Genomic DNA, 24,396 nt, shown 5'->3' on the forward strand with positions numbered 1-24,396 from the left:
AACCCATGTCCATGACCCCCCAGGAAATCGTCTCCGAGCTCGATCGCCACATCGTCGGCCAGCCTGACGCCAAGCGCGCCGTGGCCATCGCGCTGCGCAATCGCTGGCGCCGCCAGCAGGTCGAGGAAAAGCTGCGTTCAGAGATCACGCCCAAGAACATCCTCATGATCGGCCCCACCGGCGTGGGCAAGACCGAGATCGCGCGCCGGCTGGCGCGCCTAGCCGACGCACCCTTCATCAAGGTCGAGGCGACCAAGTTCACCGAAGTGGGCTATGTCGGCAAGGACGTCGATTCGATCGTTCGCGACCTGGCCGAGATTGCAGTCAAGCAGACGCGCGAGGCCGAAAGCGCCAAGGTCCGAATGCGGGCCGAGGACGGCGCCGAGGAGCGCATCCTCGACGTGCTGCTGCCGCCGGCCCGTACGGTCGATGGCACGGTCGCAGACGGCAGCAATGCCACGCGGCAGGCCTTCCGCAAGAAGTTGCGCCAGCACGAACTCGACGACAAGGAGATCGAGATCGATCTCGCCGACGCGCGCACGCCGCTCGAGATCATGGGGCCGGCCGGCATGGAGGAAATGACCGAGCAACTGCGCGGCATGTTCGGCCAGCTCGGGCAGGGCAAGCGCAAGACGCGCAAGCTCAAGATCGCCGAGGCGATGCGCCTGCTGATCGATGAGGAGGCCGCCAAGCTGGTCAACGAGGACGAGATCCGCGCCCAGGCCATCCACAACGCCGAGCAAAACGGCATCGTCTTCATCGACGAGATCGACAAGGTCGCCACGCGCAGCGAGGCGCAGGGCGCCGACGTGTCGCGCCAGGGCGTCCAGCGCGACCTTCTACCGCTGGTCGAGGGCACGGCAGTGAGCACGAAGTACGGCGTGGTCCGCACCGATCACATCCTCTTCATCGCGAGCGGCGCGTTCCACCTGAGCAAGCCGAGCGACCTGATTCCCGAACTGCAAGGGCGCTTTCCGATCCGGGTGGAACTGCAATCGCTGTCGGTCGCCGATTTCGAAAGCATCCTCACGCAGACGCAGGCATCGCTGGTCAAGCAGTACCAGGCGCTGCTCGCCACGGAGGGCGTGACGCTGGAGTTCACGCCGGAAGGCATCACACGGCTCGCGAGCATCGCTTTCGACGTCAACGAGCGCACCGAAAACATCGGCGCGCGCCGGTTGTCGACGGTCATGGAGCGCCTGCTCGACGAAGTGAGCTTCGGCGCCACCAAACTTGGCGGCCAAGCCGTGCACATCGATGCGGCCTATGTCGACGCACGGCTGGCGGCACTAAGTCACGACGAAGACCTTTCCAGATTCATCCTCTGATGTAGGCCCTTGCTTACCGGTGCTTCACGCAACACATTCACTGCGTGAGCTAAGTGCTTCATTTGCAACGGGATTCGGTTTTTGGCGGTTGCAAAAACACCGCTAAGTCATTGATTCCATTACAAAAAATTCCCACAGCCTTCCATTGCGCAGTAGGCGTTTCCTGCTACAGTGCAAAAAAGTGCAGTTAAGTGGGAAAAAGTGTCGAGCAGTGCCTCTTTCGGGCGCGCGACGCCTCCCAACACCGGGGTCTCGTGTTCGTGTTTCAAGGCGCTTCATCGCTCAGTCTGGATGCAAAGGGTCGGCTTTCCGTGCCGACCCGGCATCGTGACGTCTTGAGCGCGACCGCGGCCGGCCAGCTCACGATCACCAAGCATCCCCACGGCTGCCTGATGGTGTTCCCGCGCCCCGAGTGGGAAAAGTTTCGCGAGCGCATCGCGGCACTTCCGATGTCGGCACAGTGGTGGAAGCGCGTCTTTCTCGGCAATGCCATGGATGTCGAAATGGACGGCACCGGCCGCGTGCTCGTGTCGCCCGAGCTGCGCGCTGCCACAGGCATCACCCGCGATGCGCTCCTGCTCGGCATGGGCAACCACTTCGAGCTCTGGGACAAGGCCACCTACGAGGCCAAGGAAGGAGAAGCCACCCAAGGCGAAATGCCTGACGTGTTCCAGGACTTTTCGTTCTGAGGCCCAACGTGGAACAGCCATGGATTCATACGACCGTCTTGTTGAACGAAGCGGTGGACGCCCTCTTTCCGGAAGGTTCGGACGTCACCGGCACCTACGTGGATGCGACCTTCGGGCGTGGCGGCCACAGCCGCGCGATCCTGGAAAGGCTAGGGCCGTCGGGCCGGCTGATTGCGTTCGACAAGGACGCGGAAGCGGTGGCCGAAGCAGCGCGCATCGAAGATGCGCGTTTTTCCATCCGCCACCAGGGATTCAAGGACCTGGGGGAATTACCGCCAGCGAGTGTGTCAGGTCTTCTGATGGACCTCGGTGTCAGCTCTCCCCAGATCGACAACCCCGCACGGGGTTTTTCTTTTCGTTTCGACGGCCCGCTCGATATGCGCATGGACACCACGCGCGGCGAGAGCGTGGCCGAGTGGCTGGCAACGGCCGAAACACAGCAGATTGCGGAGGTGATTCGTGACTATGGCGAAGAACGGTTTGCTGTTCAGATTGCAAAGGCGATTGTTGCTCGCCGACAAGAACGGGGCCCAGTTTCAACCACCACCGAGCTGGCCGAGCTCGTGGCTGGCACGGTCAAAACCCGCGAGCCGGGCCAGAACCCTGCAACGCGCACATTTCAGGCTCTTCGGATTTTCATCAACGCCGAGCTTGAAGAGCTGCAACAGGCGCTAGAAGCGAGTCTTGCCGTGTTGCAACCCCAAGGCCGGCTCGCGGTGATCAGCTTCCACTCGCTGGAAGATCGCATCGTGAAGCAGTTCATCGCCAGGCATTCGCGCGAGGTCTACGACCGCCGCGCGCCTTTTGCCGTGCCGAAAGCGATGAAACTGCGTGCCCTGGGGCGCATCAAGCCTTCGCAGGCCGAAGTCGACGGCAATCCGCGCTCACGCAGCGCGATCCTGCGCGTGGCCGAGCGCACGGCGGAGAGTTGACATGACTCGACTCAACCTGCTTCTTCTGATCGCCGTGCTGGCCTCGGCGATTTTTCTCGTCCATACGCAGTACATGTCGCGCCAGCTCTATACCGAACTGCACCGCATCGAGCTGGAGGCTCGTCGCCTCGAGCTGGACCAGGATCGGCTACAGGTCGAGAAGCGCGCGCAGGCCACGCCCCTGCGCGTCGAGAAGCTGGCCAAGGAGCAGCTCAAGATGCGCACGACCACGCCGGCCATCACGCAGTACGTGCGGCAGGACGGCACCGTGATTCCGGCGGTCGCCGCACCGGCGCCGACGGCGCCGGCACCGCGCACGGCTTCGACGAAGGGGGCTCATTAAATGCCTCGCCGCAGCCGCAGCGTCCAGTACACGACCAGCCCCTTGCTCGCGAGCAAGACGCCGGTCTGGCGCAGCAAGTTCATCGTCGCCGGCATCGCGCTCGGCTTCGGTGTGCTGGCCGCACGCGCGGCGTACGTGCAGGTGATCGGCAATGCCTTCTTCCAGCGCCAGGGGGAAGTTCGCTTCACCCGCACGCTGGAACTGCCGGCCAATCGCGGCCGCATCCTCGACCGCAACGGCCTGCTGCTGGCTTCGAGCGTCGTCGCGCCCAGCATCTGGGCGATCCCGGAGGACGTCGAGCGCGACGATCCCGAAGTCAAGGCCAAGCTCAGGCAGGTCGCGAAGCTGCTCGGCATGCCGCAGAAGGATTTCGACAAGAAGCTGGAAGACGAGGACAAGACCTTCGTCTGGATCAAGCGCCAGGTCGACGAACCCATCGCCAAGCAGATCGCCGCGCTCAACATCAAGGGCATCTACCAGCGCAAGGAATACAAGCGCCAGTACCCCGAGGGCGAGGCGGCCGCGCACGTGGTGGGCTTCACCAATGTCGAGGACAACGGCCAGGAAGGCATCGAACTCGCCTTCAACAAGGACTTGGCGGGCAAGGCCGGTTCGCGCCGAGTGATCAAGGACCGGCTCGGACGCGTCGTCGAGGGCGTGGGCGAGCAGGTGCCGCCGGTGGACGGCAAGGACATCCAACTCAGCGTCGACAGCAAGGTGCAGTTCTTCGCCTACCAGAAGCTGCGCGACGCCGTGACGATGCACAAGGCCAAGGCCGGCAGCGTGGTCGTGCTCGACACGATCACGGGCGAGGTGTTGGCGCTGGCCAACTACCCGAGCTACGTGCCCGACAAGCGCCAGAACCTCACCGGCGAGCAGCTTCGCAACCGGGCGATGACCGACGTCTTCGAGCCTGGCTCGACGATGAAGCCGATCACCGTTGGAATGGCGCTCGAAGCCGGCCGGATCAAGCCGCAGACCGTGATCGATACCGCGCCGGGCCGCTACAGCCTGGGCGGCTTCACCATCAGCGACACCCACAACTACGGGTCGCTGACCGTCGAGGGCGTGATCCAGAAGTCGAGCAACATCGGCGCGCTGAAGATCGCCCAGAAGATGACGCCTCACGAGATGTGGGACACCTACACGGCGCTGGGCTACGGACAGAAGCCGCAGATCCAGTTTCCGGGTGCGGTCACGGGCCGCCTGCGTCCGTGGAAGTCCTGGAAGCCGGTCGAGCAGGCGACGATGGCCTACGGCTACGGCCTGTCGGCGTCGCTGTTCCAGATGGCGCATTCGTACACGGCATTCGCGCACGATGGCGACGTCATCGCGGCGACCATTCTCAAGAGCAGCGAGCCGGCGGTTGGCGTAAAGGTCTTTTCCGCGCAGAACGCGCTGGCGGTGCGCAAGATGCTGCAGATGGCGGCCGGCCCGGGCGGCACCGGCCCGCTCGCGCAGACCATCGGCTACTCGGTGGGCGGCAAGTCCGGGACGGCCCACAAGCAGGTCGGCAGGGGCTACGCCAGCAAGCAATACCGCTCCTGGTTCACGGGCATGGCGCCGATCGACAAGCCGCGCATCATCGTGGCGGTCATGATCGACGAGCCGAGCAACGGCCAGTATTTCGGCGGCCTCGTCGCAGCGCCCGTCTTCAGCGAAGTCGTGCAACAGACGCTGCGCATGATGAACGTACCGCCCGACCTCGCGGTCAAACCCCTGGTCGTGACCAAGGGTGTGGAAGAGAGCTTCTGATGACGATGACGCTTCGCAGCCCCGACGAAGCCGCACGCTGGCTCCGGTCCCGCGTGCGCGGCGTGCTGCACGCCGACAGCCGCGCGGTGGCTGCGGGCGATGGTTTCATCGCCTGGCCCGGCGCCGCGACGGACGGCCGGCGCTATGTGGCAGCCGCGCTGGCGCAAGGCGCGGTGGCTTGCCTGGTCGAGGAAGAGGGCTGCGCAGCATTCGGTTTCGAGGGTGAGGCCATCGCCACTTACCCCGGCCTGAAGGCCGCAACCGGACCGATCGCCGCAGCCTATTACGACATGCCGTCGACGCAGCTCGACGTCCTGGCCGTCACTGGTACCAACGGCAAGACTTCCACCGCGTGGTGGCTGGCACAAGCCTTGTCGTCGTCGGCGGCACATTCGGTCGATACGCCGTGCGCCGTCGTTGGCACATTGGGCGTCGGCGTTCCGCCTGAACTCACCTACACCGGCTTGACCACGCCCGACCCGGTGCTGCTGCAGCGCGAGCTGCGCGGCTTCGCGGACCGCCGGTTCCGCGCCTGCGCCATCGAGGCCTCGTCCATCGGCATCGTGGAGCGCCGGCTCGACGGCACGCGCATCGCCGTTGCGGTGTTCACCAATTTCACGCAGGATCATCTGGACTATCACGGCAGCATGGACGCCTACTGGCAAGCCAAGGCTGAACTTTTCCGCTGGCCAGGCCTGCGCGCGGCCGTCGTCAACATCGACGATTTGCACGGCGCCTCACTCGTCGGCAATCTCGTCGAGACCGGTGTCGGGGCACTCGATATCTGGACCGTGTCGGCCGAAGGCGCCCCGGCGCGGCTGAGGGCCGAGGACGTCGGCTACGACGCGCAAGGCCTCCACTTCTCCGTGGTGGAGCAGGGCGCGGCGACGCAGCATCTGTCGACGCAATTGATCGGCCAATACAACGTCGCGAATCTGCTGGGCGTGCTCGGCACCCTGCGCGCGCTCGGCCTGTCGCTCGAAGAGGCCGTGCAAGCGTGCACAGGGCTCGACAGCGTGCCGGGCCGCATGGAGCGCCTGAGCGTGCCCGGCCACCCGTTGGCCGTCGTCGACTACGCCCACACACCGGACGCGCTCGACAAGGCGCTCGCCGGTCTGCGGCCACTGACGAAGCAGCGCGGTGGTGCGCTGTGGTGCATATTCGGTTGCGGGGGCGATCGCGACAACGCCAAGCGTCCCATGATGGCCGCGGTGGCGGAAGCTCAGGCCGACCGCGTGGTTGTCACCAGCGACAACCCGCGCAGCGAGAAGCCCGCAGCGATCATCAGCCAGATCTTGCTGGGCCTGGCACGGCCCGAGGCCGCCCAGGTCGAGCCCGATCGCGCGAAGGCGATTGCCGACACGCTGGCCCAGGCCCGGCCCGAAGACGTGGTGCTGCTCGCAGGGCGGGGCCACGAGGCGTGGCAGGAAATCGCGGGCGAACGCATCGCCTTCTCCGATCGCACTCATGCGATCGATGCACTGACACGGAGGAGCGCGGTATGACCGATGCACCCGTGCCCATGATGACCCTCGGCCAGGCCCAGGCGTGGATCCCCGGGGCGCGCCTCGTCGGCGATGCCGCCACGCCGATCCTCCGCGTGCACACCGACACGCGCACCCTCGCGGCTGGCGACCTGTTCGTCGCGCTGAAGGGCGAACGTTTCGATGCCAACGACTTCCTGGCCGACGCGCGCTCGCACGGCGCGGTGGCGGCCATTGCCCATCGTGGGCTCGAAGCCGCCGGGCTCGCCGGACTCGAGGTGCCGGATACCCTGGCCGCACTCGGCGCGCTGGCGTCCGGCTGGCGCTCCCAGTTCGAACTGCCCTTGATTGCCGTTACCGGCAGCAACGGCAAGACCACCGTGACGCAGATGATCGCGTCGATCCTGCGCACGGCCTGTGGCGAAGGCGCTCTTGCGACGGCGGGCAACTTCAACAACGAGATCGGCGTGCCGCTGACCCTGCTGCGCCTGCGCCCGCGCCACCAGCGTTCGGTGGTCGAGCTGGGCATGAACCATCCGGGCGAGATCGCGCGGCTGGCCGCGATCTCGCGGCCCAATATCGCGCTGGTCAACAACGCACAGCGTGAACACCAGGAATTCATGGCCACGGTCGAGGCCGTCGCGCGCGAGAACGCGTCCATCTTCGCCGCCCTGCCAACCGAGGGCACCGCGGTGTTCCCGTACGGCGACGAATTCACACCGCTGTGGAACGAGATCGCGCACGAAGGCGCGACCCGCCGCTGCCTGACCTTCGGCGAGCATGAGGACGCCGACATCGCGCTGGTGGCCGCCGACTGGCAGCACGGCGCTTGGCAGTTCGAGGCCCGCACGCCCCTGGGCGAGGTGCGCAGCACGCTGCGCATCGCCGGCCGCCACAACGTGGTCAATGCACTGGCGGCGATCGCCTGTTCGCTGGCGAGCGGCGTATCGCTCGACAAGATCGCCGAGGGTCTCGCTGCGTTCGAGCCGGTCAAGGGGCGTTCCAAGGCCACTGAACTCCGCTTTGCCGGCGAGCGCACGATCACCCTGGTCGACGACACCTACAACGCGAACCCTGATTCGATGCGCGCCGCCGTCGACGTGCTCGCCAGCCTGCCGGGCCCGCGCGTTCTGGTGCTCGGCGACATGGGCGAAGTCGGTGACCAGGGCCCGCAGTTCCATGCCGAAGTCGGTGCGTGGGCGCGCGAGCGTGGCATCGAGACCGTCTTCGCACTCGGCAAGGAATCGGTGCACAGCATCGCCGCCTTCGCGGGCGCGAGCGACGCCGACGCCCGCCACTTCGACGACATCGACTCTCTCAATGCGGCCGTGCTCGCGCAATTGCCGGGCACTGCGAGCGTGCTGGTGAAGGGATCGCGCTTCATGCAGATGGAGCGCGTGGTCCAGGCCATTGCCGCTGCCTCACAACAACAAGACAAGGAGGCCGGTCATGCCGCATGAGCCGCGCCCGTTCACATCATGCTGATGACCCTCGCCCAATGGCTGCAGACGGTCTCGCCGGAGTTCGGTTTCCTGCGCGTCTTTCAATACCTCACCTTCCGTGCGCTGATGGCGGCGCTGACTGCGCTGCTGCTCGGCCTGGCCGCCGGCCCTTATGTGATCAGTCGCCTCACGGCGCTCAAGATCGGCCAGCAGGTACGCAGCTACGGCATGGAGACCCACCTGACCAAGAGCGGAACACCGACCATGGGTGGCGTGCTCGTGCTGTTCTCGATCGCCTTCTCGACCCTGCTGTGGTTCGACCTGTCGAATCGCTTCGTCTGGATCGTCCTGTGGGTCACGCTGGGCTTCGGCGCGATCGGTTGGGTCGATGACTGGCGCAAGGTGGTGCGCAAGGATCCGGAGGGGATGCGTTCGCGCGAGAAGTATTTCTGGCAGTCGGTGGTCGGGCTGGTGGCGGGCTTCTACCTGCTCTTCAGCATCTCCGAGAGCTCCAACTGGCGCGTGCTCGAACTGTTCTTCACCTGGGTCCGCTCGGGCTTCGACCTGGACTTTCCGCCGAAGATCAACCTGCTGGTGCCCTTCTTCAAGGAAGTGAGCTACCCGCTGGGCGGCATCGGCTTCGTGATCCTGACCTATCTGGTGATCGTCGGCGCGAGCAATGCGGTGAACCTCACCGACGGCTTGGACGGCCTGGCGATCATGCCGGTCGTGATGGTTGGTTCCGCCCTCGGCGTGTTCGCGTACGTCACGGGCAGCGCGGTGTATTCGCGCTACCTGCTCTTCCCGCACATCCCGGGGTCGGGCGAACTGCTGGTGTTCTGCTCGGCCATGGCTGGCGCGGGACTCGCGTTCCTGTGGTTCAACACGCATCCGGCGCAGGTGTTCATGGGCGACGTGGGCGCGCTCGCGCTCGGCGGCGCGCTCGGCACCATCGCCGTCATCGTGCGGCAGGAGATCGTGTTCTTCGTGATGGGTGGCATCTTCGTGGTCGAGGCGATCTCGGTGATGGCGCAGGTCACGTACTTCAAGTACACCAAGAAGCGCTTCGGCGAAGGACGGCGCGTGCTCAAGATGGCACCGCTGCACCACCACTTCGAAAAGAGCGGCTGGCGCGAGACGCAGGTCGTGGTGCGCTTCTGGATCATCACGATGCTGTTGTGCCTCGTGGGCCTTTCCACCCTGAAGCTGCGTTAAGACGATGCGGCACCTCGAAGACCTCCACGTTCTCATCCTGGGCCTCGGTGCGTCCGGGCTGGCGATGGCGCGCTGGTGCATGCGCCATGGCGCGAAGGTCACTGTGGCCGATACGCGCGAAGCGCCGCCGCAACTGGCAACGCTGCGCGACGAGTTGCCCGATGCGGTGTTCGTCGGCGGGCCGTTCTCGGCCGCGATGGTGGAAGGCACGCCGATTCGCGCCGTGTACCGCTCGCCGGGGCTATCTCCGGAATCGGTGGCTGTCGTGGTCAACGCGGCCAAGGCGGTGGGCCTGCCGGTGGGAGGCGAACTGGATCTGTTTGCACGCGCGCTCGCGGACTTGCGCATTGTCGAAGTTGCGGAGGTGCCTGAGACCGTCGATGCCGTCGAGGCACCGGCCGAGGCGTTGCCGGCGGAAGAATCGGAAACCCCGGTCCAGGATGCCGCCGAAGCCGCAGAGCCTGCAGAGCCCGCCACAACGCCCGACGAGGACGACGATTCCTTCGCGCCGCTCCCTGAAGTCATCATCCCGCCGCCGGAGCCAAAGGGCTACACCCCGGCGGTGCTGGCAGTCACCGGCACCAATGGCAAGACCACGGTCACCGCGCTCACGGGCCAGCTGGTGGAGCGCGCCGGCAAGACGGTCGCGGTCGCCGGCAACATCGGCCCCACCTTGCTCGACACGCTGTCGGCCCGCATGGACGCCGAGACACTGCCGGACGTCTGGGTGCTGGAGTTGTCCAGCTTCCAGCTCGACGGTGTCGAAGGCTTCGAGCCGACGGCGGCCACGGTGCTGAACCTGTCGCAAGACCACCTCGACTGGCACGGCGACATGGCAGCCTACGCGGCGGCCAAGGCACGCGTCTTCGGCAAGAAGGGCACGATGCTGCTCAATCGCGACGACGAAGCAGTCATGGCCATGCGGCCCGCGCCCGTCAAGCTGCCCAAGGGCCAGGTTGCGCGTACCGTGATCACCTTCGGCGCCGACATGCCGAAGCGCCCCGGCGACTATGGCATCGAGCGACTCCACGGCATGGCCTGGCTGGTCCGGGCGCTGGAAGCCGACGAGACGCAGAAGCGCAAGCGCGGCGCTGCCGCCGAAGAAGAAGAGATCTACTTCCAGCGCCTGATGCCCGCCAATGCCTTGCGCATCCGCGGCCGCCACAACGCGCTCAACGCGCTGGCGTCGCTGGCGCTCGCAACGGCGGCCGGCTGCCAGCTTGCACCGATGCTCTATGGTCTGCGCGAGTACCGCGGCGAGCCGCACCGGGTCGAGCCGGTAGCCATCGTGGACGAAGTCGAGTACTTCGACGACAGCAAGGGCACCAACGTCGGCGCGACGGTCGCGGCGCTGGTTGGGCTCGGCGAGGAACGCAAGGTCGTCGTGATCCTCGGCGGCGAGGGCAAGGGCCAGGACTTCGCGCCGCTGGCCGCGCCGGTTCGCGAGTACGCGCGTGCCGTCGTTCTCATCGGCCGCGATGCGCCGCTGATCGAGGCCGCGCTCGCGTCCACCGGCATCTCGATGCAGTCCGCCGCGTCCTTGTCCGAAGCCGTGATCATGGCTGCCGGCCGCGCGCATCCCGGCGATGCCGTGCTGCTTTCGCCGGCCTGCGCGAGCTTCGACATGTTCAAGGACTACGCCCACCGCGCCGCCGTCTTCTGCGAGGCCGTCGAGGCGCTTGCCGAAACGCCGCGTGGCGACGACACGGGGGAGGCGGCATGACCACGACGGCAGCCGCAACGCCGAACAAGACCGGCCGCTTCAGCGGCTGGTTCAGCCGCGCCAAGAGCGGCATCGACGCACTGCCCATGCATCTGCCGGTGCGCCTGGGCAACGCCGGCATGACGCAGACCAAGGCGGTGCCCGTCCGCGTGCTCGGCTTCGACCAAGCCCTGGTCTGGGTCACGCTCGCGCTCCTGGCATGGGGGCTGGTGATGGTGTATTCGGCATCCATCGCCCTGCCCGACAACCCGCGGTTCGCGCGCGCCGGTTACAGCCCCACCTTCTTCCTTACGCGGCACGCGGCTTCGCTCGCGATCGCCTTCGTGGCGGGCCTGCTGACCTTCCAGGTGCCGATGAAGACCTGGGAGCGCGCGGCGCCGTGGCTCTTCGTGGTGTCGCTGCTGCTTCTGATGGCAGTGCTCATTCCGCACATTGGCATCAACGTCAATGGCGCGCGCCGCTGGCTGCCGCTCGGCTTCATGCGCTTCCAGCCCTCGGAGCTGGCCAAGCTCGCAATGATCTTCTATGCCGCCAGCTACATGGTGCGCAAGATGGAGATCAAGGAGCGCTTCTTCCGCGCCGTGCTGCCGATGGGCGTTGCGGTCGTGGTGGTCGGCATGCTGGTGATGGCCGAGCCCGACATGGGCGCCTTCATGGTGATCGCGGTCATCGCGATGGGCATCCTCTTCCTGGGCGGCGTCAACGCCCGCATGTTCTTCGTGATCGCCACGCTGGTGGTCATCGCCTTCGGCACCATCGTGGCGACGAGCCCGTGGCGCCGCGAACGGATCTTCGCGTACCTCGACCCTTGGAGCGAGGAGCACGCGCTCGGCAAGGGCTATCAGCTGTCGCATTCGCTGATCGCGATCGGGCGCGGCGAAGTCTTCGGCGTCGGCCTCGGCGGCAGCGTCGAAAAGCTCCACTGGCTGCCCGAAGCGCACACCGACTTCCTGCTCGCCGTGATCGGCGAGGAATTCGGCTTGGTCGGCGTGCTGCTCGCGATCGGCCTGTTTCTCTGGCTCACGCGGCGGGTCATGCACATCGGCCGCCAGGCCATCGCGCTCGACCGTGTGTTCTCCGGCCTGGTGGCGCAGGGTGTCGGCATCTGGATCGGCTTCCAGACCTTCATCAACATGGGCGTGAACCTCGGCGCGCTGCCGACCAAGGGCTTGACCTTGCCACTGATGAGCTTCGGCGGCTCGGCCATCCTGATGAACGTGGTGGCGCTGGCCGTCGTGCTGCGCATCGACTACGAAAACCGTGTGCTGATGCGTGGGGGCAGGGTATGACGCGGACCGCGCTCGTCATGGCCGGCGGCACCGGAGGGCACATCTTCCCGGGTCTCGCCGTGGCCGAGGCTCTGCGCGAGCGCGGCTGGCGCGTGCATTGGCTGGGTGCGCCCGGCAGCATGGAACATCAACTCGTGCCGCCGCGCGGCTTCGCCTTCGAGCCGGTGCAGTTCGGCGGCGTGCGGGGCAAGGGGCCGATCACGCTGGCGCTGCTGCCCATGCGCCTGCTGCGCGCCTTCTGGCAGAGCATCGGCGTCGTGCGCCGCGTGCGGCCGGACGTGGTGGTCGGCCTGGGCGGCTACATCACCTTTCCGGGCGGCATGATGAGCGTGCTGCTCGGCAAGCCGCTGGTGCTGCACGAGCAGAACTCGGTGGCCGGGCTTGCCAACAAGGTGCTCGCGAGCGTGGCCGACCGGGTCTTCACCGCGTTCCCCAATGTGCTCAAGAAAGCGCAATGGGTCGGCAATCCGCTGCGCGCAGCGTTCACTTCGCAGCCCGACCCGGCGACGCGTTTTGCGAACCGCACGGGTCCGCTGCAATTGCTCGTGGTCGGCGGTAGTCTCGGTGCGAAGGCGCTCAATGCCGTGGTGCCGAAGGCGCTGGCCCTGATCGCGCCGGCACAACGCCCCCGTGTCACGCACCAGAGCGGCGCCAAGCAGATCGACGAACTCCGGGCCAACTATGCGGCCGCGGGCGTCGAAGGCGAATTGACGCCCTTCATCGAGGATACCGCTCGCGCTTACGCCGATGCCGACCTGATCGTCGCGCGCGCCGGCGCAAGCACCGTCACCGAAATCGCGGCCGTCGGCGCAGCAGCGCTGTTCGTGCCTTTCCCATCCGCTGTGGACGATCACCAGACCACCAACGCCCGCTTTCTTGTCGACGCGGGCGGCGGCTGGCTCGTTCAACAAACCGAACTCACACCTCAATTGCTGGCCGATTTGCTAAAGAAGACCGGGCGCGAAGCGCTCATTGAACGCGCCGTGAAGGCCAAGACGATGCAGAAAACCCAAGCGGTCGACATCGTCGTCCGCGCCTGCGAGGAGCTTGCCAAATGAAGCACGCGATTCGTCACATCCATTTCGTCGGCGTCGGAGGATCGGGCATGAGCGGCATCGCCGAAGTGCTGCTCAACCTTGGCTACAAGATCTCGGGCTCGGACCTTTCCGACAGCGCGACGCTGCGGCGCCTCGCCGGCCTCGGCATCACGACCTGCGTAGGCCATGACGCGACAAACATCGCCGGCGCGGACGCGGTCGTCACCTCGACCGCCGTGCAGGCCGACAACCCTGAAGTGGTTGCCGCGCGCGAGAAGCGCATCCCCGTGGTGCCGCGTGCGTTGATGCTGGCCGAGCTGATGCGGCTGAAGCAGGGCATCGCCATTGCCGGCACTCACGGCAAGACCACGACGACGAGCCTGGTCGCGAGCGTGCTCGCGGCCGCCGGGCTCGATCCGACCTTCGTGATCGGCGGCCGGCTCAACAGCGCGGGCGCCAATGCGCAACTCGGCAGCGGCGACTACATCGTGGTCGAGGCCGACGAGTCGGACGCATCGTTCCTGAACCTGCTGCCCGTGATGGCGGTGGTCACGAACATCGACGCCGACCACATGGAGACCTACGGGCACGATTTCGCGAAACTCAAGAAGGCCTTCGTCGACTTCCTGCATCGCATGCCCTTCTACGGCGTCGCGATCCTGTGCACCGACGATCCTGCCGTGCGCGAGATCGTCACGGAAGTGTCGTGCCCGGTGACGAGCTACGGCTTCGGCGAGGACGCCCAGGTGCGCGCGGTCAATGTGCGCGCAGTGGGTTCGCAGATGCACTTCACCGCGCAGCGCCGCAACGGCGTGACGTTGCCGGACCTGGACATCGTGCTGAACCTGCCCGGCGAGCACAACGTGCGCAATGCGCTGTCGGTGATCGCGGTGGCGGTCGAGCTCGGTGTGCCCGATGAGGCGGTGCAGCACGGCCTCGCCGACTTCAAGGGCGTGGGCCGGCGCTTCCAGCGCTATGGCGAAGTCCCGTCGCACGACGCGGGCAGCTTCACGCTGATCGACGACTATGGCCACCATCCAGTCGAGATGGCGGCGACGATCGCCGCCGCGCGCGGTGCCTTCCCGGGCCGGCGCCTGATGCTGGCCTTCCAGCCGCACCGCTTCACGCGCACGCGGGACTGCTTCGAGGACTTCGTGAAGGTCATCGGGCAGGCCGATGCGGTGCTGCTGGGCGAGGTCTACGCGGCCGGCGAAGCGCCGATCGTGGCGGCGGACGGCCGCTCGCTGGCGCGCGCCCTGCGCGTGGCGGGCAAGGTCGAGCCCGTGTTCGTCGACGAAATCGCCGCGATGCCTCAGGCGATCCTGGACAACGCGCGCGAGGGTGACGTCGTGATCTGCATGGGCGCGGGTTCGATCGGCGCCGTGCCCGCGAAAGTGGTTGAACTGGGTGGCGCCACGGTGCCTCCGAAATCAGAGCGCCCGACGGGCGAAGGGAGGGCGCTGTGAGCCTTGTGGATCCCAAGGGCTTCGGCAAGGTCGCCGTCCTTTTTGGCGGCAGTTCGGCCGAACGCGAGATCTCCATCATGTCCGGCACGGGCGTGCTCGAGGCGTTGCGATCGCGCGGCGTCGACGCGCATGCCTTCGACCCGGCAGAGCGTGAGCTGAGCGAACTCAAGCGCGAGGGCTTCGCGCGCTGCTTCGTCGTGCTGCACGGCCGCCATGGCGAAGATGGCACGGTGCAGGGCGCGCTCGAACTGCTCGGCATTCCGTACACCGGATCCGGCGTGATGGCGTCGAGCGTGGCGATGGACAAGGTCATGACCAAGCGCATCTGGCACGCCGACGGCTTGCCGACCCCGCGCTATGTGCGGCTGGCCTTCGACCAGCAAAGCCGCGAGCAGATCAACGCCGTCCCCGACGTGCTGGGCCTGCCGCTGATCGTGAAGCCGCCGCGCGAGGGCTCATCCATTGGCGTGACGAAGGTGGTCGGGTACTCGCAGATGCAGGACGCCGTCTCGCTCGCGATCCGCTACGACGCCGATGTGCTCTGCGAGGAATTCATCGAGGGCGAGGAAGTCACCTGTGCCGTGCTGGGCAGCGGCCTGGACGCCGTCGCGCTGCCGGTGGTGCGCATCGCCGCACCCGAAGGCGCCTATGACTACCAGAACAAGTACTTCACCGACGACGTGAAGTACCACTGCCCGAGCGGCCTGCCGGCCGACGAGGAGCATGAGATCAGGCGCATCACGCTGGCGGCCTACCACCAGCTCGGTTGCCGCGGCTGGGGGCGCGCCGATCTGATGATCCGCGCCAGCGACCGCAAGCCTTTCCTGCTGGAGATGAACACATCGCCGGGCATGACCTCGCACTCGCTGGTGCCCATGTCGGCGCGCGCGGCAGGCATCGGCTACGAGGACCTGTGCCTGCGCGTGCTCGCCACCGCGACGCTGGATTCCGGCTCTGGACTGAAAGAGGCCAGCCCGTGAGCGACAGCATCCCCGTGCCCTTCGACGTCAAGCTGATGAACGTGACCGCGACACTGGTGTTCGCGCTGTTCGCGCTCACCCTGCTGGCTGCGGGTGCATGGTGGGTGCTGCGCCAGCCTTTCTTCCCGCTTGCCGGCATCAAGGTGGACGGCGAGGTCACGCACAACAACGTCGTCACGCTGCGCGCCAATGTCGCACCGCAGCTGGCGGGCAACTTCTTCACGGTCGACCTGGCGCGCGCGCGCACCGCCTTCGAGACGGTGCCCTGGGTGCGCAAGGCGGTCGTGCGCCGCGAGTTCCCGAACAAGTTGCGTGCCACGCTGACCGAGCATGTGCCTGTCGCGCATTGGGGCGACGAAGCCGGCTCGAAGCTCATCAACGGCTTCGGCGAAGTCTTCGAGGCCAATGTGGCGGAGGTGGACGACCGTCTCCCTCACCTCGACGGACCGACCGAACAGGCGGGCCAGGTGCTGGGCATGTACCGGGTGCTCGCGCCGCTGTTCCAGCCCTACGACCTGTCGATCGAAGAGTTGAGCCTGTCGAGCCGCGGCAGTTGGCGGGCGGTGCTCGATTCGGGGGCCGTCATCGAACTGGGGCGCGGGCAGGGCGACGAGGTCGCCGCCCGCACGCAGCGTTTTCTGCGGACCGTGACGCCGGTGGCGAGCCAGTACGGGCGCACGGTTGCGGCGGTCGAGGGTGCCGACTTGCGGCACAACGAGGGTTACGCGCTGCGGCTGCGCGGCGTCACCACGGTCGTTCCCGACCCCAAGAAGAAATAGCGATTAGAGGAAGATTCATGTCCAAAGAGTACAAAGATCTCGTTGTCGGCCTCGACATCGGCACCGCCAAGGTGATGGCGGTGGTAGCCGAGGTGCAGTCCAACGGCGAGCTCAAACTGGCCGGTCTCGGCATCGCCCCGAGCAACGGGCTCAAGCGCGGCGTGGTGGTGAACATCGACGCCACGGTGCAGAGCATCCAGCAGGCGCTCAAGGAAGCCGAGCTGATGGCCGACTGCAAGATCAGCCGTGTCTACACCGGTATCACCGGCAGCCACATCCGTGGCATCAATTCGAGCGGCATGGTCGCGGTCAAGGACAGGGAAGTCACGCCAGCCGATGTAGCCCGCGTGGTCGAGACGGCGCGCGCGATCAACATCTCCAGCGACCAGCGCTTGCTGCTGGTCGAGCCGCAGGAATTCGTGATCGACGGCCAGGACGTGAAGGAGCCGATCGGCATGAGCGGCATGCGCCTGGAAGCGAAGGTGCACATCGTCACCGGCGCGCAGAGCGCGGCCGAGAACATCATCAAGTGTGTGCGCCGCTGCGGGCTCGAGGTCGACCAGCTGATGCTGAATCCGCTGGCTTCCAGCCAGGCCGTGCTGACCGAGGACGAGCGAGAGCTCGGCGTGGTGCTGGTCGATATCGGTGCCGGCACGACGGACGTCGCGATCTTCACCAACGGCGCGATCCGACACACGGCCGTGATCCCGATCGCCGGGGACCTGATCACCAGCGACATCGCAATGGCGCTGCGCACGCCGACCAAGGACGCCGAAGACATCAAGGTCGAGAACGGCTATGCGAAGCAGCTGCTGGCCGATCCTGACACGCAGGTCGAAGTGCCGGGCCTCGGCGACCGCGGCCCGCGCATGCTGAGCAAGCAGGCGCTGGCCGGCGTGATCGAGCCGCGCATCGAGGAGATCTTCTCGCTCGTCCAGCAGGTGATCCGCGAGTCGGGCTATGAAGAAGTGCTCTCTTCGGGCGTGGTGCTCACCGGCGGCAGCGCGGTGATGCCCGGGATGGTCGAGTTGGGCGAAGACATCTTCCTGAAGCCCGTGCGTCGCGGCATCCCGAAGTATTCGAGTGCGCTGTCGGACATGGTCGCCCAGCCGCGCGCCGCGACCGTGATGGGCCTGCTCGAGGAAGCGCGCTACGCACGCCTGCGCGGCTTCAAGGTTGCACAAAAGAACGGTTCCGTGAAGACGGCTTTTGGCCGCTTCAAGGACTTCATCGTGGGGAACTTTTGATGACCCCCAGGCTTGCCCACTGCGTGTGGCCGCCCACCCCCTTGCAGGGGGCAACGCCGGCGGACCGGCGGAGCCGGATCCATGGCGTTTCTGGAATGGGGGCGCTGCGATGAATGCTTTTCCCCTTTGGCTGGCCCGTGCCGGGCCGCCGCGTCATTTCAACGAGCGATGGCGACGAACAGGTCCACCGCCATAAGCGTTCTCGGTTCCAACAACAAATTCATTCGCAATCAAACGGCAACTGCAAATTCAAGGAGTCAGAAAAATGGCTATCGAAATGATCGAGATCGAAGAGTTCAACCAAGGTACGCAGATCAAGGTGATCGGCGTCGGCGGCGGTGGCGGGAACGCGGTCGCCCACATGATGGAGCGTGGCGTGCAGGGCGTGCAGTTCGTCTGCGCCAACACCGATGCGCAGGCCCTGTCGCGCAGCAATGCGCACAAGACCATCCAGCTCGGCACCAACGGGCTGGGCGCCGGCAGCAAGCCCGAGAAGGGCCGCGACGCCGCAGAGGCGGCGATCGACGACATCCGCGAGTCGATCGCCGGCGCGCACATGCTGTTCATCACGGCCGGCATGGGCGGCGGCACGGGCACCGGCGCTGCGCCGGTGATCGCGCGCGTCGCCAAGGAAATGGGCATCCTCACGGTCGGCGTGGTGACCAAGCCCTTCGATTGGGAAGGCGGCCGCCGCATGACCAATGCCGATGCCGGCCTGGCCGAACTCGAAGCCAACGTCGATTCGCTGATCGTCGTGCTCAACGAGAAGCTGCTCGACGTGCTCGGCGAGGACGTCACTCAGGACGAAGCCTTCGCGCATGCCAACGACGTGCTCAAGAACGCCGTGGGCGGCATCTCGGAGATCATCAACGAGTACGGCGGCGTGAACGTCGACTTCGAAGACGTGCGCACCGTGATGGGTGAACCCGGCAAGGCCATGATGGGCACGGCCGCCGCCAGCGGCCCGGACCGCGCGCGCATCGCCGCCGAGCAGGCCGTGGCCTGCCCGCTGCTCGAAGGCATCGACCTATCGGGCGCCAAGGGCGTGCTGGTGCTCGTGACCGCGTCGAAGTCCTCGCTCAAGCTGAGCGAATCCAAGCTCGCGATGAACACGATCCGGGCCTACGCCTCGCCTGATGCGCACGTGATCTACGGCGCCGCCTACGACGACAACCTCGGCGACGAGATGCGCGTCACCGTGGTCGCGACCGGCCTGTCGCGCCAGGATGCACGCCGTCAGGCACCGACGCTCGAAGTCATCCGCACCGGCACCGACAACATCCCTTTCAACGTCCCGACGCTCGGCAGCGGACATGGGCATGCAAGCAGCCAGCCCAACTACGACGGCATGGCCGTGCCCAGCGTGTGGCGCACCAATCGCACCATGGCCGCGGCCAAGGTGGACGCGCTGTCGTCGGGCGGCATGGACGATTTCGAGATCCCGGCCTTCCTCCGTCGCCAAGCCGACTGACGGGTTCCCGGTGGAGGCTATTGCGGACATAGCGAGGCGGACGGTGCGCCGGACGCCTCGCGCTTCTAAAATCTCGCCCGTGCTTCCACAAAGAACCCTCAAATCCATTACCCGTGCGGTAGGCGTCGGCCTGCACAGCGGGCAGCGCGTGGAACTCACGCTCCGGCCGGCGCCGGTGAACCACGGCATCGTGTTCCGCCGTGTGGACCTGCCCGAACCGGTCGAGATCCCGATGACGGCCGAGGCCGTCACCGACACCCGGCTCGCCTCGACCGTGTCGTCGGGCGGCGCCAAGGTGCAGACCGTCGAGCATCTGATGTCGGCCTGCGCAGGCCTCGGCATCGACAATCTGCAGATCGACATCACGGCCGACGAGGTGCCAATCCTCGACGGCTCCGCCTCGTCCTTCGTGTTCCTGCTGCAAAGCGCGGGCATCGAACTCCAGAGCGCGCCTCGCCGCTTCATCCGCGTCACCCGGCCGGTCGAGGTACGCGAGGGAGAGGGCGCCGATGCCAAGTGGGCACGGCTCGACCCGTACCATGGCTTCAAGCTCAGCTTCGAGATCGATTTCGACCATCGCGTCGTCAACTCGACCGGCCAACGGGTCGAGTTCGACCTCGGCAGCGGCTCCTACAGCCGCGACATCGCGCGCGCACGCACCTTCGGCTTCACCAAGGAAGTCGAGTACATGCGGTCGAGGGGACTGGCGCTCGGGGGCGGGCTCGACAACGCGATCGTGATGGACGACACCAAGGTGCTCAATGCGGGCGGGTTGCGCTACGACGACGAGTTCGTCAAGCACAAGATCCTGGACGCGATGGGCGACCTCTACGTCATCGGGCAGCCGCTCCTGGCCGCCTATAGCGCCTTCCGCTCGGGCCATGCGCTCAACAACAAGCTGCTGCGCGAACTGCTCGCGCACGACGACGCCCACGAGATCGTGACCTTCGACGATGAGAAGCGCGCACCGGTCGGCTTCGCCGAAGTCGCCCGCGCCTGGTAGCCCGGCCCCTCCATCCGATGCTGATCTTCCGCTGGGCCATCCTGCTGCTGCTGCTCGTGGCCGGGATGTCTTTCGCGTTCTATGCCGGCACCGGTCAGCTCAAGTACCGCCGCTTCGGCTGGATCGTGCTCAAGTGGACCTTGCTTGCAGCCTTCGGCTTCTTCGCGGTGCTCATTGCCGAGCGGGCGTTCTAGCGCGTCCGCCCCTGTCGATACATCCCGCTGGTGCTCCGCCCAAGCGCCGTGGCTTGCCCGAGTCGCGCCATCGATGCTCCGACGTGCGCATGCGTGATCGCGATGCCCAGTGCATCGGCCGCATCGCTGCCGGGCACGCCGGGGAGTTGGAGAAGCCGCTTGACCATCTCCTGCACCTGCGCCTTGGCGGCGCCTCCATGGCCCGCGACGGCCTGCTTCATCTGCAGGGCCGTGTATTCGGCCACCGTGAGGTTGCTGGTGACCAGCGCGGTGATGCAGGCACCGCGCGCCTGGCCCAGCAGCAGCGTGGATTGCGGATTGACGTTGACGAACACGATCTCCACTGCCGCCGCATCGGGCTTGTAGCGCTCGGCAATCTCGCCGATGCCGTCGAAGAGCACCTTGAGACGCGCAGGAAGTTCGCCGCGTGCCAGGTGCTTGGTGCTGATGGTGCCGCTCGCGACGTAGCGCAGCGCATGGCCGTCCATGTCGACCACGCCGAAGCCGGTGGTCTGCAGTCCGGGGTCGATGCCGAGGATGCGCATCAGAGGCTCACACGTCGAAGTACCAGCGCACCGCGTGGAAGAAGACCGGCGCGGCGAAGCAGAGCGCATCGACGCGGTCCAGCAAGCCGTTGGCGCCCGTGACGCCGACACCGCGCCGGCCCCAGTTGGGGATGCCGCGGTCGCGCTTGAGGGCCTTCATCACGAGATGGCCCATCGAGCCCGCTGCGCAAGCGATCAGTGACATCGCGAGCGCCTGGCCATACTTGAACGGGGTGATGAAGGAAAGAAGCGCGCCGACCACGCTCGCGATCGCCATGCCCAGCGCCCAGCTGGTCCAGTTGAAGCTGCGGCTCACGTTCGGTGCAAAGGGCGGCTGCATGAAGAGCCGGTACCGAGCCTTGGCCAGCCAGCCTTTCGGCGGCTCCGGCAGCGGAGCGCCTTCCACCGGCATGGTCTTGCGGCGCGACACCAGGTGCTGCACCAGCATGCACGTCTGCACCACGAACACCAGATAAAAGACAAGGAACGCGTTCTTGCCCTGGTAGCCCGGAAAGGACAGCAGCAGGAGCGCTGGCACATGGCTCATGCCGTAGACGCAGACCATGATTCCCCATTGCAGCTTGGCATTGCGCTCGAGGAAGTGGCTCGGATCGTCGGCCAGCGCACTCACGACCGGAATCGCGAGGAAGACGTACACCGGGATGAACACAGTGAACAAGTCGAAGTGCGCGGTCGCCACCAGCCAGAACTGGATCGGCAGCACGACGAAGAAGGCCAGGATCAGGCTGCGGTGGTCGCCGCGCCGCGTCGGCGACAGGGTGATGAACTCGCGCAGCGCGAAGAAGGAGATGAGCGCAAAGAGCAGCGTCGCGACCTTCTCGCCCAGTGCCCAGCCGACCCAGAACACGATCACCATCACCCAGGTCGTGCGCAGCAGCGAGCGGAAATGTTGGAGCTCGCGCTGCCAGATCTCGTCGTGAACCGGGTTGCGACGTTCCCTCAAGCTCAGCAGGAACACCGCCGTGCTCACGACGAAGAGCAGCCCGAACACGATGAAGAAGAGCGCGGCGACCTGATGGGTCGATGAAAGATTGCGGAGGTACTGGTTCATCTAGACCTCACGCAGCGCAACCACCGCCTCGCGAGCCCGATCGAGAAAGGGACGGCGCTCTTCACCTTCTTCCAGCTGGATCGGCGCGCCGAAGGTGACCGAGCAGAGGATTGGCACCGGCACCACTTCGCCCTTGGGCATGACGCGTTGGACGTTGTCGATCCAGGCCGGCACGAGCACCGCTTCGGGGAACATCTGCGCAAGCGTGAAGAGGCCCGACTTGAATTTCTGCGGCATGCCCGTGTGGCCGCGCGTGCCTTCGGGAAAGATGATGATCGAGTCGCCGCTTTGCAGGGCCTCGATCAGGGGCTGCAGTGGCGCGAGTGCTTCGAGGCTGCCGGGCGTCGCGGCCGCTACGGGCTCAGCGGCCGGCTGCGACAGCGGCAGCTCGCCCTGTGACGTCCATGGCTCGACGGGCGCCGGGTCCGGCGGCGGGACGTCGTCGAACGACGGTTCGATGCGCTCGGCAGGTGGCTGCGCAGGCGGGGCGGGAGGCACCACCGGCGCACCGCCACCCCGCTCGACGTAGATCGCGTTGAAGACCTCAGTCGTGATCCAGCGCTTGAAGGGCGTATTGGCCCAGTAGTCGCGCGCGGCGATCGGGCGCGTGATGCCGCGCAGTTCCTCGGGCAGGGCTGCCCAGATCATGACGAGATCCAGATGGCTTTGGTGATTGGCGAAGTAGATCCGCTGTTCGGCCTTGGGCGGGCAGCCCCACCACCGCGCCTGGGCGCCGGTGAGCAACCGGATCAAGGCCAGCAATCCCCACCCCGTGAACTTGGCAAGCATGAAGCTGATGATAGGTTGAGCTAAGGCAGTTCGGCGGCTGGCATCCGCGCCACGATCGTGGCCGACCGGCTGGCGAGATAGCTGGAGCCCAGTCGGCGTTCGAAGGATTTCGGACTGGGCAGCATCACGGCGAGCCGTGCCGCCTCGCTGACGGTGAGCCGGGAAGCAGGCTTCCTGAAGTAGTGCTGGGCGGCTGCCTCGGCACCGAAGATGCCTTCGCCCCATTCCACATTGTTGAGGTAGATCTCCAGAATGCGCTGCTTGCTCAGCATCACTTCGAGCGCCATGGTGAGCACCAGCTCCTGGCCTTTGCGAAGCAGCGTGCGTTCGCCGGAGAGCAGCAGGTTCTTGGCCAGTTGCTGGGTGATGGTCGAGCCGCCGCGCAGCTGGGGCGCGCGTGGCTCCTTGCCCCGCGCGCGCATCTGGGCGGCGCGCCGGGCGGCGATTTCCTCGGCCTTGGCGTTGCGCTGGCGGGCGCGCTCGATGGCTTCCCATTCCACGCCCTGGTGGTAGATGAATTCGCCGTCCTCGCTGGCGATCACGGCGCGCTTGAGCGAGTCGGAGATCTGCGCATACGGGACCCATTGCTGCTTCCAGTCGCGCTCGCCGTTGCTGCGTCCATGGACGGCGACCTGCCATGCCTCGGAGCGCTGGAATGCAGTGGATTCGGGATCGATGGCCGCCATCGCGGCGATCCGCAGGATGAAGAAGAGCTCGAGCGCGAAGGCCGCGATCAGCAGGCAGCCCAGCCAGCGAAGAAGGGGCTTCACTTCGCGTCGACGATGGCGCGCAGCTCGGCCAGCACCGTGGCCGTGGGCGGCCGGACGCCGCGCCAGGTCTCGAAGGCTTCGGCCGCTTGCTCGACCAGCATGCCGAGTCCGTCGCGCGGCAGGGCGCCGTGCGCGCCGGCCCACGCCATGAAGCCGGCCGCCGCGGGGCCGTACATCATGTCGATCGCAAGTGCACCGGGCTTCAGCACGCTGCCGTCGACCGGCACCTCGCCGCCAGCCAGGCTCGACGCCGTGGCATTGACCACCACGTCGAAGGTGCCGGGCACGGCGCGCAGTTCCTGCGCTTCGAGTGCGACGTGGTGCTGCAGCGCGAGTGCGGCGTGGCGCTGAACCAGCGCAATGGCCTTGGCGAGGGTGCGGTTGGCGACCACGACGCGGCGCGGCCCGGCCTCCAGCAGGGGACCGAGTACGCCCGCGGCGGCACCGCCTGCGCCGAGCAGCAGCAGCTCGCTGCCCCTGATCGCCACGCCCGCGTGCAATGCGATGTCGTTGACCAGCCCGATGCCGTCGCTGTTGTCGCCGTGGATGCCGTCCCCGCGAAAGCTCAGCACGTTGACGGCGTGCGCGAGGGTGGCGCGCGGCGTCAGGTGCTGCGCAAGCGCCGCCGCATCGAACTTGAAGGGCACAGTGACGTTGCAGCCGCGCGCCGTGCCCGATGGGTCGGCGCGAAACGCCGCCACGGCATCGGCGAATCCGCCGATCGGCGCAAGGCGACGACCGTAGCTCAGCGCCTGACCGGTCAGCTCGGCGAAGCGCGCATGAATCCAGGGTGAGCGGCTGTGCTCGACCGGATTGCCCATCACGCAGTACAGGTCCATGGCG

The 24,396-nt window shown here is 66.6% G+C and carries 23 protein-coding genes; 18 read left to right on the forward strand and 5 right to left on the reverse strand.

Annotated features, from left to right (window positions below; genetic code table 11):
- Positions 1-5 precede the first annotated feature (5 nt).
- From hslU to QTI24_RS16390, 18 genes are all read left to right on the forward strand, one after another.
- Positions 6-1,328, forward strand: coding sequence for an ATP-dependent protease ATPase subunit HslU (gene hslU / locus QTI24_RS16305; RefSeq protein WP_286601774.1), 1,323 nt, complete (start codon positions 6-8; stop codon positions 1,326-1,328).
- 260 nt (positions 1,329-1,588) lie between these two features.
- Positions 1,589-2,017, forward strand: coding sequence for a division/cell wall cluster transcriptional repressor MraZ (mraZ, locus tag QTI24_RS16310; protein WP_286601950.1), 429 nt, complete (start codon positions 1,589-1,591; stop codon positions 2,015-2,017).
- 8 nt (positions 2,018-2,025) lie between these two features.
- Positions 2,026-2,949 (forward strand): 16S rRNA (cytosine(1402)-N(4))-methyltransferase RsmH, encoded by a 924-nt coding sequence (gene rsmH, locus QTI24_RS16315; RefSeq protein ID WP_286601776.1) that lies wholly within the window; start codon positions 2,026-2,028, stop codon positions 2,947-2,949.
- 1 nt (position 2,950) lies between these two features.
- Positions 2,951-3,292: a cell division protein FtsL gene (gene ftsL, locus QTI24_RS16320; protein ID WP_286601778.1), complete on the forward strand. Its 342-nt coding sequence runs from the start codon at positions 2,951-2,953 to the stop codon at positions 3,290-3,292.
- On the forward strand, positions 3,293-5,047 hold the full coding sequence (locus tag QTI24_RS16325; RefSeq protein WP_286601780.1) for a peptidoglycan D,D-transpeptidase FtsI family protein: 1,755 nt from the start codon (positions 3,293-3,295) through the stop codon (positions 5,045-5,047).
- The gene (locus tag QTI24_RS16330) at positions 5,047-6,552 is read left to right on the forward strand and encodes a UDP-N-acetylmuramoyl-L-alanyl-D-glutamate--2,6-diaminopimelate ligase (protein WP_286601782.1); all 1,506 of its coding nucleotides are present in this window, start codon (positions 5,047-5,049) and stop codon (positions 6,550-6,552) included. Before QTI24_RS16325 ends, QTI24_RS16330 begins: the two co-directional genes overlap by 1 nt.
- Entirely contained in the window at positions 6,549-7,991 is a 1,443-nt protein-coding gene (locus QTI24_RS16335) for a UDP-N-acetylmuramoyl-tripeptide--D-alanyl-D-alanine ligase (protein WP_286601784.1), read from the forward strand. The genes QTI24_RS16330 and QTI24_RS16335 overlap by 4 nt, the downstream gene beginning before the upstream one ends.
- An 18-nt stretch (positions 7,992-8,009) precedes the next feature.
- On the forward strand, positions 8,010-9,188 hold the full coding sequence (gene mraY, locus QTI24_RS16340; RefSeq protein ID WP_286601786.1) for a phospho-N-acetylmuramoyl-pentapeptide-transferase: 1,179 nt from the start codon (positions 8,010-8,012) through the stop codon (positions 9,186-9,188).
- A 4-nt stretch (positions 9,189-9,192) separates the two neighbouring features.
- On the forward strand, positions 9,193-10,911 hold the full coding sequence (gene murD / locus QTI24_RS16345) for a UDP-N-acetylmuramoyl-L-alanine--D-glutamate ligase (RefSeq protein ID WP_286601787.1): 1,719 nt from the start codon (positions 9,193-9,195) through the stop codon (positions 10,909-10,911).
- A complete protein-coding gene (gene ftsW, locus QTI24_RS16350; RefSeq protein WP_286601788.1) occupies positions 10,908-12,200 on the forward strand; it encodes a putative lipid II flippase FtsW in 1,293 nt (430 codons plus the stop codon). Before murD ends, ftsW begins: the two co-directional genes overlap by 4 nt.
- Positions 12,197-13,258 (forward strand): undecaprenyldiphospho-muramoylpentapeptide beta-N-acetylglucosaminyltransferase, encoded by a 1,062-nt coding sequence (gene murG, locus QTI24_RS16355; RefSeq protein ID WP_286601791.1) that lies wholly within the window; start codon positions 12,197-12,199, stop codon positions 13,256-13,258. The genes ftsW and murG overlap by 4 nt, the downstream gene beginning before the upstream one ends.
- On the forward strand, positions 13,255-14,703 hold the full coding sequence (gene murC, locus QTI24_RS16360; RefSeq protein ID WP_286601793.1) for a UDP-N-acetylmuramate--L-alanine ligase: 1,449 nt from the start codon (positions 13,255-13,257) through the stop codon (positions 14,701-14,703). The genes murG and murC overlap by 4 nt, the downstream gene beginning before the upstream one ends.
- On the forward strand, positions 14,700-15,683 hold the full coding sequence (locus tag QTI24_RS16365; protein ID WP_286601795.1) for a D-alanine--D-alanine ligase: 984 nt from the start codon (positions 14,700-14,702) through the stop codon (positions 15,681-15,683). Before murC ends, QTI24_RS16365 begins: the two co-directional genes overlap by 4 nt.
- Positions 15,680-16,462: a cell division protein FtsQ/DivIB gene (locus QTI24_RS16370; RefSeq protein ID WP_286601796.1), complete on the forward strand. Its 783-nt coding sequence runs from the start codon at positions 15,680-15,682 to the stop codon at positions 16,460-16,462. Before QTI24_RS16365 ends, QTI24_RS16370 begins: the two co-directional genes overlap by 4 nt.
- Positions 16,463-16,479: 17 nt before the next feature.
- Positions 16,480-17,709, forward strand: coding sequence for a cell division protein FtsA (gene ftsA, locus QTI24_RS16375; RefSeq protein ID WP_286567997.1), 1,230 nt, complete (start codon positions 16,480-16,482; stop codon positions 17,707-17,709).
- Positions 17,710-17,974: 265 nt separating this feature from the next.
- Positions 17,975-19,180, forward strand: a complete 1,206-nt coding sequence (gene ftsZ / locus QTI24_RS16380; RefSeq protein WP_286601797.1) for a cell division protein FtsZ — start codon at positions 17,975-17,977, stop codon at positions 19,178-19,180.
- Positions 19,181-19,259: 79 nt separating this feature from the next.
- Positions 19,260-20,183, forward strand: coding sequence for a UDP-3-O-acyl-N-acetylglucosamine deacetylase (lpxC, locus tag QTI24_RS16385; RefSeq protein WP_286601798.1), 924 nt, complete (start codon positions 19,260-19,262; stop codon positions 20,181-20,183).
- Positions 20,184-20,200: 17 nt separating this feature from the next.
- Positions 20,201-20,377 carry a hypothetical protein gene (locus tag QTI24_RS16390; protein WP_286601799.1) on the forward strand — a complete coding sequence of 59 codons (177 nt, stop codon included), beginning with the start codon at positions 20,201-20,203 and terminating at the stop codon, positions 20,375-20,377.
- On the opposite strand, the gene ruvC is transcribed toward QTI24_RS16390, so the two are convergent.
- Genes ruvC through aroE form a run of 5 tightly spaced genes read right to left on the reverse strand, consistent with a single transcriptional unit; the run spans position 20,374 to position 24,392 of the window.
- Positions 20,374-20,922 (reverse strand): crossover junction endodeoxyribonuclease RuvC, encoded by a 549-nt coding sequence (gene ruvC, locus QTI24_RS16395; RefSeq protein WP_286601801.1) that lies wholly within the window; start codon positions 20,920-20,922, stop codon positions 20,374-20,376. The two genes, QTI24_RS16390 and ruvC, sit on opposite strands and share 4 nt — an antisense overlap.
- Positions 20,923-20,929: 7 nt before the next feature.
- Complete coding sequence (locus QTI24_RS16400; protein WP_286601802.1) at positions 20,930-21,994, reverse strand: phosphatidate cytidylyltransferase; 1,065 nt, start codon at positions 21,992-21,994, stop codon at positions 20,930-20,932.
- Positions 21,995-22,783 carry a lysophospholipid acyltransferase family protein gene (locus QTI24_RS16405; RefSeq protein WP_286601803.1) on the reverse strand — a complete coding sequence of 263 codons (789 nt, stop codon included), beginning with the start codon at positions 22,781-22,783 and terminating at the stop codon, positions 21,995-21,997.
- A gap of 20 nt (positions 22,784-22,803) precedes the next feature.
- On the reverse strand, positions 22,804-23,553 hold the full coding sequence (locus QTI24_RS16410; protein ID WP_286601804.1) for a transglycosylase domain-containing protein: 750 nt from the start codon (positions 23,551-23,553) through the stop codon (positions 22,804-22,806).
- The gene (aroE, locus tag QTI24_RS16415; protein ID WP_286601805.1) at positions 23,550-24,392 is read right to left on the reverse strand and encodes a shikimate dehydrogenase; all 843 of its coding nucleotides are present in this window, start codon (positions 24,390-24,392) and stop codon (positions 23,550-23,552) included. Before aroE ends, QTI24_RS16410 begins: the two co-directional genes overlap by 4 nt.
- Between the last annotated feature and the right edge of the window lie 4 nt (positions 24,393-24,396).

It is taken from the genome of Variovorax sp. J22P240, assembly GCF_030316855.1.
GTDB lineage: Bacteria > Pseudomonadota > Gammaproteobacteria > Burkholderiales > Burkholderiaceae_C > Variovorax.